We start from the raw sequence: 14,851 nt of genomic DNA, 5'->3' as shown, positions 1-14,851 counted from the left end.
AACCGAAAAAAGCCCTCTAAATAGAGGGCTTTTTTATGCGCAAAAGTTATGTATGTTGTTCTACTGCTTAGAATGCATAGTTAAGACCAACTAAGAAGTACGTTTGTAACTTGTTATCTACAGTATCAAAGGTTTCAGTAGGTGTATCGATCAAAGCAAAGTTTAAAGCTTCTTGCTTGTTGTCACGTAAACCAAATTCAAAACCTAAACCAATACCGTTCCATAAAGTGTAACCAAAAGAGTTGATCCAAGTTAAGTTAGAAAGATCTCCGCTTTTATAGCTTTGAAACATAGACAGGTTGGACTTAAAATTGATCGCTCCGAATTTTTTAGTATAATCTGCAACAATTTTAGCACCTAAAGAAGATTCAAAAACTGCATCGTTATCACTAAATACAAAGTTGTAGTTTAAAGGGTGAATTACAACCACTAAATCAGCATTTGGGTTCCAAGTAGCACCAACACCTAAGTCTAGGTATCCTGGGTCGTTGAAATTATCCAAAATAGTAGTTCTGTATTCAGCTAAACCTGAAACCGCCCAAGTTTTGCTTATATTTCTACCGTAAAGAGAAGTGATGTTAAATACATCTGTTCCTTTTTGAAAGCTATCATCATCGGTATCATCGTTCTTATCGTCAAACTTTACCCAACCAAGGTTAACGTTTGCAGAGTTTCTCCAAAAGAACTTCTCTTCTTTTAAGTTAGCAAAAGCATTTACGGTAACACCAATGTTACCTGACGCTAAATCTGGAGTACCTTGACCGTACCAGTTATTAAAGCTACTTAAGTTAGCACCAATAGTACCAAAAGCACCTTTTTTCCATCCTGGTAAAGCATCTATTTTACCTTGGATAGCATCGGCTCTTCCTTGAATGGCTGCAATAGAATCTTTCGCTGTACCTAATTGTCCTTTAAGCTCCTCTTCTGTTTGAGAAAAACCAATAGTTGCAACAAATGCAAGAGCTAGAGTTAATACAATTTTTTTCATAATAATTAATGTTTATAATTTATAGTGGCGCAAATGTAAGAATACTTGATACAAATTATCAAATTGATAATGTTATTTTCTTTTAAATAAAGGCACTGAAGAACATGCCTCACCATACATAATGGACTTTGCAACAGGTTTTAAACGCTCTGCAAGAAATAGATAGGCGTTAGAAGGAACAGGTTTATTACTGCATCCTTTAATGATCAATAATTTATCTTGATACTCGGAAACATCTATGTTTTCAATTATAGATTGATATATACTTGTTTCTAGGTCAACCAATGAACCTTGAACTGCCTTTTTAGCAATACCGCTTAATTTCATACTTAACAAAAGGTAAGCCCAACCTGGCACTATAGCATCTGTAGAACATTGCATGGCAACATAAGCGCCTTCATACTGAGACCAATCATGTGCCTCTACAAAAGCCCTGAATTCCTTTTCCTTTAATATAAAACCTTCAAAAAGCCAATCTTTAATATCAAGTACTACTCTATTACCCTTTGGGTAGTAGTCTTCTAGGTTAAAAGTAATGAGCTTACTCTGCGCAACTTTATTTACAATTTCATCTGCCATAAAAGCATTTTTATAATTGCTATATCTATTTAAAGAAGGCCTAGTTCTAATTTTGCTTCTTCGCTCATTAAATCTTGTGTCCAAGGTGGATCAAAAGTTATTTCTACCTCAGCATCTTTTATAGCGTCTAATGATTTTACTTTTTCCTCAACTTCTGCAGGTAAACTTTCTGCTACCGGACAATTAGGTGAGGTAAGTGTCATTAAGATTTTTACTTCATTATCTTCATTGACCAAAACATCATATATCAACCCAAGTTCATAGATATCTACAGGAATTTCTGGGTCATATATGGTCTTTAAAATCTTAACGATTTTCTCCCCTAACTCTGCGCTGTCTTCAGCTATATTTTCATCACTCATAATCTTATTCTTCAATTTGTGTTTGATACGCTACTGCATATAACTTTAATTGTTTGATCATACTTACCAAACCGTTTGCCCGCGTAGGCGATAAATGCTCTTTTAACCCAATTTCATCGATAAACTGAGTATCAGCATTTAATATATCCTGTGGTTTTTGCTCACTAAATGCACGTATTAGAATGGCAATAATTCCTTTAGTAATAATAGCATCGCTATCTGCCGTGAAAACCAATTTGTTTTCTTCCAATTCAGCATGAACCCACACTTTACTTTGACAACCTTTTATAATATTATCATCGGTTTTAAATTCTTCTTTGATCAATGGCAGTGATTTTCCCAATTCTATCATATATTCATACCGCTGCATCCAATCATCGAACATGGAAAATTCATCTATAATCTCTTCTTGTATCTCTTTAATTTCCATTGCTTTATTTTATGCAAAAATACGATAACAATTGAAGGATTTCAAACCTTAACATTACCTGCGAAAGTTTGTATTATAACAACATACTTTTAGCTTTCAACACACCAGCGATTAGTACATCAACTTCTTCTCTTGTATTGTAAAAGGCAAAACTAGCACGTACGGTACCTGGTATTTTAAAGAAATCCATAATAGGTTGTGCGCAATGGTGCCCTGTACGCACCGCAATACCCAGCTTGTCTAAAATACTGCCCATATCATAAGGGTGAACGCCTTCTATATTAAATGAAATAACCGAAGTCTTATTTTTTGCTGTACCGTAAATTTTGAGTCCGTCTATCTTTAATAATTCTTGTGTGGCATACTCTAACAACTCGTGCTCATACTTTGCGATCTCTTCAAAACCTACAGCATTCATATAATCTAAGGCAGCACCAAAAGCAATACCACCACAAATATTAGGTGTGCCCGCTTCAAATTTATGAGGTAGATCTGCGTATGTAGTTTTCTCAAAAGTAACTTCGGCAATCATTTCACCACCACCTTGATACGGAGGTAATTTATTTAGCCACTCTTCTTTGCCATACAACATACCTTCACCTGTAGGTCCGCAGATTTTATGTGCAGAACAAGTATAAAAATCAACATCTAAAGCTTGAACATCTGCTACTAAGTGTGGAGCAGCCTGCGCGCCATCAATTAATACGGCAGCACCAACCTTGTGAGCTTTTTCAATAATCTCCTCTATAGGATTTATAGTTCCTAACGCATTTGAAATATGGTTACAGAAAACCAGTTTTGTATTATCGGATAATAGGTCTTCATAAACATCCATCAGTAATTCCCCGTCTAGATTCATAGGAATTACTTTTAAGACAGCCCCTGTACGTTCACATAACATTTGCCATGGCACAATATTAGAATGATGCTCCATTGCTGAAACGATAACTTCATCTCCTTTTTTTATAAGTGATGAGAATCCGTTTGCAACAAGATTAATACTGTGTGTTGTACCCGAAGTAAAAATTATCTCGTAAGATTTTGCAGCATTAAAATGCTTCTGAATTTTTATTCTCGACTGCTCATATTTATCGGTAGCTTCTTGAGAAAGTGTATGCACCCCACGGTGAATATTTGCGTTGTAGTTCTGGTAATAATCTACAATAGCATCTATTACTTGCTGCGGAGTTTGCGATGTGGCGGCATTGTCTAAATAGACCAAAGGCTTACCATTTACTTCTCGCTTAAGAATTGGAAAATCTTCCCTTATTTTTTTAATATCTAACATAGTCAATCTTCTTATATACAAAGATACCCGATAATGAAAACATATCGGGTATGAAGGGTATTGTAATATGTTATTTTAGAATCTAAATCCTACTCCTATTTTTAGGCGATCTATATTTTCTCTAAAATCAATGTTTATTCTTTCATTATCAAATACAACCTCATCTTTAACTTGAAGTAATATCATATCATACTTTAATTGTAAAAAGAATCTTTTTGATATATCATAGGAGATTCCGACATCAAAATTGAATCCTCCATCAGCCCCACTTCGATCTGAAAAATCTGTACCTGAAATTGATCCACTAAAATTATTACTCACAACAGAATAACCAACACCGACCATAGGATGCCATTTTGGTGCAAATGGCACACTAAACTCCGCAAACACCTTTGGTTGAAAAAGATATGTTTTAGACTTGAACGTATCTTCATTATTATTACCTGCTTTGTCATATACAAAACCACCATTAAGGTCTAAACCCAAACGAACTAAGTCTGTTCTAAAAAAGCGGTATTTTATACCTAAATCAATTGCTCCATCATTATTAGAGAATGTACCATCATCTAATGTGAATGGGTAATTAGCCTCAACACTCCATTTCTGGTCCTGAGCATGTAAAATAATAGAAGTGAATAATAAAAATGAAATAAGTAAAAGTCGTTTCATAAATTTCAAGTTAATTATTTGTACGACGAAAATAGCTTATTAGCAATGTAAGAAAATACAACGGTTCGTTAAGAATACCCTAACGAACCGTTAATTTTATTTGAAATTAATTTAAAAAACAGAATATGATGCCGATAATTGAAATACAGAATGATAAGCTTTACGATCGATAATACCAAAATCAGAATCTCCAAATAAATTTTTCAACCCTCTATAATATTGTAGACCGAAATTTAAATCGTCATTTATAGTATAGCCAACACCAAGAACAGCCCCATAATCTAATTTAAAATCTCCCGAAGACCTGTAGACTTCAGAAAGAGATTCAGGCAAATCATCTCCTTTAGCTTTACTTACTGTATTTAAAAGAAAACTTACTTGTGGACCTGCATTTATATAAAAACGTTCTCCTACGTACCACTTGAATGTTAAAGGAACTGCTAAAAAATTATTTTTAGTCACCTGTTTAAAAGAGTCTGTAGTTAAAGGTTCTAAATCAAAACTTCTAAAGTTAAGATCGTATTCATATACAGCACCAACAGAAGAATATAGTATTTCGGGCTGAAAATAAAATTTAGAACTCAACGGTATCTCTGCAAAAAGCCCTGCATGAAATGAAGATTTATACTGACTATTATCACCATAAAATGAATCATTGGTATCTATATTAGATATATTTAATCCAGCTTTTACACCAAATCTAGATTCTTGAGCCCAAATAGAGGCATTAAAAATGAGAAAAGAAAGCACAAAGAAATAGTGTTTTTTCATAAGTAAATTGGTTGTTGGTTTTTTATTAGGATGTTAATTTATAGGTAAAATAAATCATAAAAAAAGCGACACTGATGAAGTGTCGCTTTTTTAAGTTTTATAACAATATACTATAAGTAAATCGTTCTTTTCTACAAATCAAACCCAAGGTTCACCCCTAGCTTCTTAGCAATCAATTTATTTATTCTAGTCTTTAGTTCTGGAATACGAACAGAAGACAATACGTTATTTGCAAAGGCATACATTAATAATGCTCTAGCTTCTTTCTGAGGAATTCCTCTAGATTGTAGATAAAACAAAGCATCTTCATCTAACTGCCCAATAGTACAACCATGAGAGCATTTTACATCATCGGCAAAAATTTCTAATTGCGGTTTCGTGTTGATGCTAGCCTTATCACTGATCAATATATTATTGTTCTGCTGAAAAGCGTTTGTCTTTTGAGCAATTTTATCAACGATAATCTTACCATTAAAAACACCTGTAGAAGCATCGCCATAGATTCCTTTATAATCTTGATGACTTTCACAATTAGGCTCAATATGATGCACTAGAGTATGATGATCCACGTGCTGCTTTTCTCCTAATATAGTAACCCCTTTCATAGTAGAGTCTATATACTCTCCATTTTGATAGAAGTTCAAGTTATTACGTGTCAACTTTCCACCGAAAGAGAACGTATGAATTTTTACTAAACTCTTATCCTTTTGGTCAATGTAGGTATTGTCGATCAATGAAGCCGTTTCAGCATCATTCTGTATTTTATAAAAATCTACAATAGCACTTTTTGCAGCGAATATTTCGGTTACCGCATTAGTAAGCACTTCATTGGTAGTTAAACTTTGGTGACGTTCAATAATCTGAACCTCAGCATTTTCTTCTACAACAATTAAGTTTCTTGGCTGCAATAACAAAGAAGCCTCGTTACCTGTAGAAAAATGTAAAATTTCAATTGGTTTTTTAGGCATCTTATTCTTTGGAATATAGATATAAGCGCCCTCGCGACTAAAAGCTGTATTCAAAGAAGTCAAAGACTCTTCTTTAGCTGCAATTTTATTAAAATACACATCTATTACCGGTTTGTACATTGGCTTAGTCAATGCAGCACTCATTAGGCAAATATCTACGCCGTCATGTGTAGTTTCAGAAAGGTAAGAGCTATAAATACCATCAACGAAAACAATCTTATAAGAATCTATTTCGTGAAGAAAATAGCGTTTTACATCTTTATATTCCAATGCATTGTCTTCCTTTGGAAAAATGCTGAAATCAACTTTCTGTAAACTATTAAGTGACGTGTATTTCCAAGCTTCTTCCTTTTTAGAAGGAAATCCTTTTTCCTCAAAGTTTTTTATAGCTGCCATACGAACATCGTGTACTGGATGCTCTACATCCACGTTGTTCTCAAATGCCATAAAAGAGGAAATCAATTTATCTTTTAAATCCATATTTTTTCAGTTGCCAGTTTGCAGTAGCAGTTGGCAGTTCGTAATATCAAATTACTGCCACTGAATACTGTATACTTAATTACACCGCTGTTTCTTGCTTTAACCAGTCGTATCCTTTTTCTTCTAACTCTAGCGCAAGTTCTTTACCGCCAGATTTAACGATTTTACCATTATGTAAAACGTGTACATAATCTGGTACGATATATTCTAACAAACGTTGGTAGTGCGTAATTAAGATTACCGCATTATCCTTACTCTTCAATTTGTTAACACCACTAGCAACAATACGTAGAGCATCAATATCCAAACCAGAATCGGTTTCATCCAATATGGCAACTTTAGGCTCTAACATTGCCATTTGAAAAATCTCGTTACGTTTTTTCTCACCACCGGAAAAACCTTCGTTCAATGATCTAGATAAGAACTTACGATCAATCTCCAATAACTCGGATTTCTCACGAATAAGCTTCAACATATCTTTAGCTGGCATATCCTCAAGACCCTTTGCCTTACGAGATTCGTTGATTGCCGTTTTCATAAAGTTGGTAACGGAAACACCAGGAATTTCAACTGGGTACTGAAAAGATAGAAAAACACCTTTATGTGCTCTTTCTTCTGGAGAAACATCTTCTAAATCTTCACCACTTAATTCAATTGAACCCTGAGTAACCTCAAAATTTTCATTTCCGGCAATTACAGAAGCCAAAGTACTTTTACCAGAACCGTTAGGTCCCATAATAGCATGTACTTCACCTGCTTTTACCTCTAAGTTAATTCCTTTTAATATTTCCTTATCGTCTACGTTAGCATGTAGATCTTTAATTTTCAACATAATATGTTACTTTAAATATTGTGGCGCCTACGGCGTTTTACTAAAATCTTAATTACTTTTTTTATCCTACAGAACCTTCTAAACTAATTTCCAATAATTTTTGTGCTTCAACAGCAAACTCCATTGGTAATTTATTCAATACCTCTTTACTGAAACCGTTTACAATCAATGCAATTGCTTTTTCGGTATCAATACCTCTTTGGTTACAGTAGAAAATTTGATCTTCACCAATTTTACTTGTTGTAGCCTCGTGCTCTATCATGGCGCTTTTGTTCTTTGCCTCAATGTACGGGAAGGTATGTGCACCACACTCGTTACCCATTAATAAAGAATCGCACTGAGAGAAGTTACGAGCACCTTCGGCACGGCTATTCACCTGCACCAAACCACGGTAACTATTTTGAGATTTACCAGCAGAAATACCTTTTGAAATAATCGTACTCTTCGTATTCTTACCTATATGCACCATTTTGGTACCGGTATCTGCTTGTTGGTAATTATTGGTTACGGCAATAGAATAAAACTCACCGATAGAATTATCCCCTTTTAATATACAAGAAGGATATTTCCATGTTACTGCTGATCCTGTTTCAACCTGTGTCCAAGATACTTTAGCGTTCTTTTCGCAAATAGCTCTTTTAGTAACGAAGTTGAATACACCACCTTTACCCTCTTTATTACCAGGGAACCAGTTTTGTACCGTTGAGTATTTTATCTCTGCACCATCTAGAGCTACTAACTCTACGACTGCTGCGTGTAATTGGTTCTCATCACGTGATGGTGCCGTACAACCTTCAAGGTAACTTACATAACTATCTTCGTCTGCAATAACCAAGGTACGCTCAAACTGACCTGTACCTGCTTGGTTAATTCTAAAGTATGTCGATAATTCCATTGGGCAACGAACACCTTTAGGAATGTAGCAGAAACTACCATCTGAAAAAACAGCGGAGTTTAATGCGGCATAAAAGTTATCTCTTTTCGGTACTACAGATCCAATATACTTCTTCACTAATTCAGGATGGTCTTTTATAGCCTCTGAAATAGAACAGAAAATAATACCTTTTTCTGCCAAGGTCTTTTTAAATGTAGTTGCTACGGATACGGAATCCATCACAATATCAACAGCTACATTCTGAAGCTTCTTTTGCTCATCTACAGAAATACCCAGTTTCTTGTACATCTCTAACAACTCTGGATCAACATCATCCAATGTTTTGTTCGGGTCTGCCTTTTTGGGTGCTGAATAGTAAGATATTGCCTGAAAATCTGGCTTTTGGTAATGTACATTTGCCCATTCTGGCTCTTCCATTTCCTTCCAATATTTGAAAGCTTCCAACCTCCAAAGTGTCATCCACTCCGGCTCTCCCTTTTTCTTAGAAATGGCAATTACGATTTCTTCGTTTAAACCATTGGGAAACGTTTCGGACTCAATATCTGTATAGAAACCATACTCGTACTCTTTGGTTTCCAGTTCTTTCTTTAATTCTTCTTCTGTATATGCCATATATTCTATGTAATAAGTAAAATGTAATGAGTTAAAAGCTACTCACATATGATTTTACATATTCTAAACTTAACTTTTATAATGAAAAACTCTCACCACAACCACACGTTCTTTGTGCATTTGGGTTATTAAAAACAAACCCTTTTCCGTTGAGTCCGCCTGAGTATTCCAATATGGTTCCTACTAAATATAAAAAGCTCTTTTTATCTACAATAATTCGTACGTTATTGTCTTCGAATACTTTATCAGCATCATCCTTTTTATTATCGAAGTTTAACTCGTAAGATAATCCACTGCATCCGCCACTCTTAACACCAACACGTACATAATCTGTAGCAGCATCAAAACCCTCTTCTGTCATAAGGTTGATGACTTTCTGCTTAGCCGTTTCTGATACTTGAATCATAATATCTGGATTTAATCTAAAATAGTTTACAAATATACGTTATAAGTAGGTTTTTACCATAGAACCTTACATTATTATAAAGTATAAGTTCATAGAGAATTACTATGATAAAGTAGAATAACATCAATTCATTTTACAAGAATCAACTGTACAAATTCAACAAATTAAAATAGCTAAAAGATAATTGCAAACCGTCATCATGCTTCCACCTGAATATACATGAAGAATACGTAAAAAAAACATCTATCAAATATTCAAAACGCATTGCATTATGACTTCTAAAAAAGCAAAGAAAAATGTTAAAAACCAAACACCTGATTTACCACAATCAATTTACAATCAACACTTAAAGATACCAAATGAGATAGACCAGATTTCATAATATAGTACAACCTCCCATAAAATTGAAAGAATTCAAGTATATTCATTACCAAATCAAACAACAACAACTTATGTCACACAACAAATCAAACATCAAAAACAACACCCGCCGAAAATTTATGAAAAATACCGGTATGGCGGCAGCCGGTTTTATGATTGTACCCAGACACGTTTTGGGGGGCACCGGATATATTCCACCAAGCGATAAATTAAATATTGCCGGTATTGGGGTAGGTGGTAAAGGCCAGAGCGATATCGCTTCTTTTGCCGAGAGCCCCAATGTTAATATCGTATCTCTTGCCGATGTAGATAATAGGCAGGCAATTGCCTCTAGAGAAGCATTCCCAAAAGCCAGTTATTTCAACGATTTTAGGGAAATGCTAGACAAGGAAGGCAAAAATATTGATGCCGTTTCAGTATCTACACCCGATCACAACCATGCCGTTGCAGCTTACCAGGCAATGTCAATGGGTAAACACGTCTATGTACAAAAACCTTTGACCCACGATATTTGGGAAGCAAGAATGTTGACCGAAGCTGCCAAAAAATTCAAAGTGGTTACACAAATGGGCAATCAAGGTGGTTCCGGTGATGGCGTACGTACCATGAAAGAAATTTATGATACTGGCATTATTGGGGAAGTACACACCGTAAAATGTTGGACAAACAGAGCTATTTGGCCACAGGCATTGCAAACACCCACTAAAAAAGATCGCGTACCAAAAGGTTTGAATTGGGATCTTTGGTTAGGTACCGCACAAATGCGAGATTACAATAATGCCTACCTGCCATTTGATTGGAGAGGTTGGTCAGATTTTGGAACAGGTGCTTTAGGCGATATGGCCTGTCATATTATGGATCCGGTATATAGAATTCTTCCCATTTTATATCCTGATACTGTAGAATGTAGTGTCTCCGACTCTTTCAGCGGAAATTTCCAATATAAAGATTACCCGAAGAGTTTCCCGAATTCCAGTAAAATACACCTTAGCTACCCAAGAACGGATGGTAAAGGGAAAATAAAAGTTACTTGGATGGATGGCGGACTACTACCTGAAAGACCAGAAGAGTTAGGCGATGACGAAGCCTTAGGAAACTGGGATGGTGGCGTACTGTTCATTGGAACAAAAGGAAAATTAATGGCAGATTGCTACGGAGCAAATCCGCGTTTACTTCCATTGTCATTAAACGAACAGTTTGAAGTTGAACAAACCATTGCTCGTGTACCAGAAGGGCACTACTTACAATGGGTAAACGCTTGTATGGCCGGTTACGGAAATGCGGAAACAAGTTCATCTTTTGATTATGCTGGACCATTTACAGAAAGTATTTTAATAGGTAACTTGGCGTTGAAATCATATTTTGAAGTAGATCCAACGGTAGAAAACCAAAGCTTCTGGGGTGGTGGAAAACAATACCACGGCAGAAAACGTTTACAGTGGGATGCAGCCAATATGAAGATTACTAATTTTGAGCCTGCAAACAAATACGTGAAACGTACCTATAGAGACGGTTATTCGGTAGGGTAAACCACAAATAAATTCATATTTTCAACAGTAATCCCGAAGCTTTTCAGCTTCGGGATTTTTTATACCATTCATCTTGTTTTACTTCTTATTTTTGCAACATGCTAGAAGATAAAGAACAAGAAAGAACATCGTTAGAGAAATTAGGTGAATTCGGACTCATAGAACACCTTACCAAGAATTTTGAACATACTCAGAAATCAACCCTAAAGGGTATTGGCGATGACGCTGCCGTTCTCGATTATGAAAATAAAAAAACAGTCATTAGTACCGATCTTTTAATAGAAGGCGTACATTTCGACCTTGCCTATATGCCTTTAAAACATTTGGGCTATAAATCGATCATGGTAAATTTATCTGATATTTATGCCATGAATGCAACTGCTACCCAAGTAACCATTTCGATCGCGGTTTCAAATAGATTTCCACTTGAAGCCCTTGAAGAATTATATGCAGGTGTAGCAACAGCTTGTAAAACGTATAATGTTGATTTAGTAGGTGGTGACACGACCTCATCTAAAACAGGATTAATGATCAGCGTTACCGCAATTGGTATCGCAAATGAAGAAGATATTACTTACCGTTCAGGAGCCAAACCAAACGATCTTTTGGTAGTCACCGGAGATTTAGGTGCCGCTTATATGGGATTACAAGTATTGGAGCGTGAAAAAGAAGTTTTTAAAGTGAATCCTAATAGCCAGCCAGACTTAGAACCGTATTCGTACATCGTAGAACGCCAATTGAAGCCAGAAGCGAGAAAGGATATACCTGAATTATTAAAACAATTGGAAGTTCACCCAACATCAATGATCGATATTAGTGACGGACTTTCATCTGAGATTCTGCATTTAAGCAAGAGTAGCGGATTGGGAATAGACCTTTACGAAGACAAAATTCCTTTGGATCCAACAGTAATCTCTGCTTGTGAAGAGTTCAAAATGGACAGTACCCTTGTAGCATTAAGTGGTGGTGAAGATTATGAACTGTTATTCACCATAGACCAAAAAGAATTCCCGAAAATTAAGGGCAATCCAAACTTGACCGTCATAGGTCATACTACAGGAAAAGACGAAGGTGCATTCTTAATTTCAAGGAGTAATACAAAAATTCCTTTGACCGCACAGGGTTGGAATTCATTTAACTAACGGCAATACAAATTATGCTACTTGTTGCGTTTGCGCGTGTTCGTGCGAAGCAGTGTGCCTTCTTTGATAAATATGCTCTAAAGTTCTATTGATATCTTGTAATTCTGGTGTTAAAGCAGAAAGATTACCGCTTACGTCAGTAGTTACTTCTTTTTGACAATGAATACACTTGTACTCTTTAATATGAGAAGTTACTTTTTTTGAAATTGCGTAGTGATGTCCGAAAATGCTGCAGAATAATTTTTTCATGCTGTAGGATGTTTTTTGCAAAAAATTCGATTTGGGTGATCGAGAAAATGCGATTAATATATTAGGTTGAAACTCAAGGAAATTTGCATACGCTTATTTTCCTTTTGTTAAAGTACCGCATATTAACCGACTGAACCACTAATTGTTGTGAGTTTTACCTAACCTGTTGTCAATGCGCTTTTTTTTGCTGTTTTAGAAAATGAAAAACCTTGGCTTGTCTGTTTTTTAATAATCTTTCACTTAATTTGTATCCATGTTTAAAAAGAAGGAAACCCTAATTACTGCCTTTGCCCTATTCTCTCTTTTTTTTGGAGCGGGCAACCTTATTTTACCACCATTATTAGGTTTTAATTCAGGTGACCAATGGCTTATAGTCACAATTGGTTTTGGACTATCTGCAGTAGCTATTCCCGTACTTGGTATTTTGGCGCATGCAAAACTACAAGGCACGCTAATTGATTTTGGAAACAAAGTATCGCCAATGTTCAGTTTAATCTATGCCTTCTTCATTTATGCCATTGCTATTGCACTCCCTAGCCCTAGAACAGCTTCGGTGACACATGAAATAGCCATTCAACCTTATTGGGACATCTCCTCATGGTATACAAGTAGTTTCTATTTTGGCTTGGTTTTACTGTTTGCTTTGAATCGTTCTAAAATATTGAACATACTCGGTAAAATATTAACTCCTGCAATAATTCTAATTCTTCTTTTTATAATAGGAATTACTATTTTCTCGTTTCCATTTGATTTTGGAAGTACCACAATTGTTAGTCCGTTTACGAACGGCATACTGGAAGGTTACCAAACGTTCGATGCCATTGGTGCTGTCGTTGTTGGTGGCGTTATTATTATATCGATCAACCTTAAATATGTAAATGCGTCTTATGAGGATAAGAAAACATTGATCAGAAAAGCTGCTTGGTTTGCCGGTTTGGCATTGTTCTTAATTTATATGGGACTCATACTTTCCGGATCTTTAGTACATTCTATATTCGATGCCGATACCACTAGAACTGAGTTATTGTCTGGTTTGGCTATACAAAGCCTAGGAAACATTGGTAATTTATTTTTGAGCGTACTAGTCGGCTTGGCATGTTTTACCACCGCAGTAGGAATTGTGACCGGTACGGCAGATTTTGTAGCCTCTAGATTTAAGGAGTCAAAACTGGCTTATACTATTATGGCAATATTTGGTAGTGTATTAGGTGTTTTAGTAGGACAATTCAATGTCGCCTATATTATTGCCGTAGCAATACCTTCTTTAATGTTTATCTACCCTATAACTATTATCCTGATTCTATTAAATGTAGTGCCAGATAAATATGCATCATCTTTGGTATTTAGAGCTGTTACCATAGCCACCATACTATTTAGTATTCCTGATTTCTTGGGAAGTATCGGAGCATTAACACCTGAATCAAATACGTTTTCGTGGATTCCGCTTCAGCAGTATAGTTTAGGCTGGGTCTTGCCAGCTTTGATTGTGTTCGTAATTTTCAATATTTATATAAACGTCAACAAAAAATAAATTACTGAAAACGTATTTCATCTAATTCATACCCAAAAACCAAACCTTCGCCATTTGGTTTCCGTAAGTGAGGTATACTAAAAAATTAGATTATGAAAATTTCAAATACGATTAAACTTGCCACTCTTGCCTTAACTTTAGGTCTTACTACTTCATCTTTCGCACAAGACGCTACTATGGAAATGAAGAAGGGTAAGAAAATGATGAAAAAAGAAAAAATGATGATGGAGACCAAGATGGTCGGTGGCGCTGAAATGTACCCTAATAAAAACATCATTGAAAATGCAGTGAACTCAAAAAACCACACAACTCTAGTTGCAGCAGTAAAAGCAGCAGAATTAGTAGAAACTTTAAAAGGTGAAGGTCCATTTACAGTTTTTGCCCCTACAAATGAAGCATTTGAGAAATTACCAAAAGGGACTGTTGAGACCTTGTTAATGGCTGAAAACAAAGCGAAATTACAATCGGTTTTAACATACCATGTAGTTACTGGAAAAGTCAGCGCTATGGATTTAATGAAGATGATTAAAGAAGGTAACGGAAAAGCTGAATTAACTACAGTAAACGGTGGCACTTTAACCGCTATGCTAAAAGGAAAGAAGGTTCAATTAAAAGATGCAGCGGGTAATATATCTACTGTGACAATTGCAGATGTAAACCAATCTAACGGTGTTATACATGTAGTTGATACTGTTGTATTACCTGGAATGTAAAAAGCACACAATATAAAAAAGGCCCA

16 protein-coding genes are annotated in these 14,851 nt (G+C 35.5%); 4 read left to right on the top strand and 12 right to left on the bottom strand.

What is annotated here, in order from left to right; translation table 11 throughout:
* Positions 1–67: 67 nt before the first annotated feature.
* The 11 genes from P177_RS01490 to P177_RS01440 all read right to left on the bottom strand — a co-directional run bounded on the left by P177_RS01490 (position 68) and on the right by P177_RS01440 (position 9,280).
* Positions 68–988 carry a DUF3078 domain-containing protein gene (locus tag P177_RS01490; protein ID WP_036151134.1) on the bottom strand — a complete coding sequence of 307 codons (921 nt, stop codon included), beginning with the start codon at positions 986–988 and terminating at the stop codon, positions 68–70.
* Between the two features lie 72 nt (positions 989–1,060).
* The gene (locus P177_RS01485) at positions 1,061–1,567 is read right to left on the bottom strand and encodes a DUF2480 family protein (protein WP_036151132.1); all 507 of its coding nucleotides are present in this window, start codon (positions 1,565–1,567) and stop codon (positions 1,061–1,063) included.
* Between the two features lie 29 nt (positions 1,568–1,596).
* The gene (locus P177_RS01480; RefSeq protein WP_036151130.1) at positions 1,597–1,929 is read right to left on the bottom strand and encodes an SUF system Fe-S cluster assembly protein; all 333 of its coding nucleotides are present in this window, start codon (positions 1,927–1,929) and stop codon (positions 1,597–1,599) included.
* A gap of 4 nt (positions 1,930–1,933) precedes the next feature.
* Complete coding sequence (locus P177_RS01475; RefSeq protein ID WP_036151127.1) at positions 1,934–2,359, bottom strand: SufE family protein; 426 nt, start codon at positions 2,357–2,359, stop codon at positions 1,934–1,936.
* A gap of 73 nt (positions 2,360–2,432) precedes the next feature.
* Entirely contained in the window at positions 2,433–3,647 is a 1,215-nt protein-coding gene (locus P177_RS01470; RefSeq protein WP_036151124.1) for an aminotransferase class V-fold PLP-dependent enzyme, read from the bottom strand.
* Positions 3,648–3,722: 75 nt separating this feature from the next.
* On the bottom strand, positions 3,723–4,316 hold the full coding sequence (locus P177_RS01465; protein ID WP_036151122.1) for an outer membrane protein: 594 nt from the start codon (positions 4,314–4,316) through the stop codon (positions 3,723–3,725).
* A 111-nt stretch (positions 4,317–4,427) separates the two neighbouring features.
* The gene (locus P177_RS19265; protein ID WP_051941671.1) at positions 4,428–5,087 is read right to left on the bottom strand and encodes a porin family protein; all 660 of its coding nucleotides are present in this window, start codon (positions 5,085–5,087) and stop codon (positions 4,428–4,430) included.
* A 131-nt stretch (positions 5,088–5,218) separates the two neighbouring features.
* On the bottom strand, positions 5,219–6,535 hold the full coding sequence (sufD, locus tag P177_RS01455) for a Fe-S cluster assembly protein SufD (protein WP_036151121.1): 1,317 nt from the start codon (positions 6,533–6,535) through the stop codon (positions 5,219–5,221).
* Positions 6,536–6,614: 79 nt separating this feature from the next.
* A complete protein-coding gene (gene sufC, locus P177_RS01450; RefSeq protein ID WP_036151120.1) occupies positions 6,615–7,367 on the bottom strand; it encodes a Fe-S cluster assembly ATPase SufC in 753 nt (250 codons plus the stop codon).
* A 61-nt stretch (positions 7,368–7,428) separates the two neighbouring features.
* Positions 7,429–8,874: a Fe-S cluster assembly protein SufB gene (sufB, locus tag P177_RS01445; RefSeq protein WP_036151119.1), complete on the bottom strand. Its 1,446-nt coding sequence runs from the start codon at positions 8,872–8,874 to the stop codon at positions 7,429–7,431.
* Positions 8,875–8,950: 76 nt separating this feature from the next.
* A complete protein-coding gene (locus tag P177_RS01440) occupies positions 8,951–9,280 on the bottom strand; it encodes a HesB/IscA family protein (protein ID WP_036151117.1) in 330 nt (109 codons plus the stop codon).
* Positions 9,281–9,780: 500 nt separating this feature from the next.
* On the opposite strand from P177_RS01440, the gene P177_RS01435 reads away from it, so the two are divergent.
* Positions 9,781–11,190, top strand: coding sequence for a Gfo/Idh/MocA family protein (locus P177_RS01435; RefSeq protein WP_245232989.1), 1,410 nt, complete (start codon positions 9,781–9,783; stop codon positions 11,188–11,190).
* A gap of 98 nt (positions 11,191–11,288) precedes the next feature.
* Complete coding sequence (gene thiL, locus P177_RS01430) at positions 11,289–12,332, top strand: thiamine-phosphate kinase (protein ID WP_036151115.1); 1,044 nt, start codon at positions 11,289–11,291, stop codon at positions 12,330–12,332.
* A gap of 12 nt (positions 12,333–12,344) precedes the next feature.
* On the opposite strand, the gene P177_RS01425 is transcribed toward thiL, so the two are convergent.
* Positions 12,345–12,581, bottom strand: coding sequence for a hypothetical protein (locus P177_RS01425; RefSeq protein ID WP_036151114.1), 237 nt, complete (start codon positions 12,579–12,581; stop codon positions 12,345–12,347).
* 253 nt (positions 12,582–12,834) lie between these two features.
* Here P177_RS01425 and P177_RS01420 point away from each other — a divergent pair, with 253 nt between their 5' ends.
* Positions 12,835–14,112, top strand: coding sequence for a branched-chain amino acid transport system II carrier protein (locus tag P177_RS01420; RefSeq protein ID WP_036151112.1), 1,278 nt, complete (start codon positions 12,835–12,837; stop codon positions 14,110–14,112).
* Between the two features lie 92 nt (positions 14,113–14,204).
* Positions 14,205–14,825 (top strand): fasciclin domain-containing protein, encoded by a 621-nt coding sequence (locus tag P177_RS01415; RefSeq protein ID WP_036151111.1) that lies wholly within the window; start codon positions 14,205–14,207, stop codon positions 14,823–14,825.
* The last annotated feature ends 26 nt before the right edge of the window (positions 14,826–14,851 follow it).

The sequence above is a fragment of the Maribacter forsetii DSM 18668 genome (assembly GCF_000744105.1).
Lineage (GTDB): Bacteria > Bacteroidota > Bacteroidia > Flavobacteriales > Flavobacteriaceae > Maribacter > Maribacter forsetii.
The sequence above is the reverse complement of the archived record's forward strand: the minus strand, read 5'-3'. Positions and strand labels throughout refer to the sequence as shown.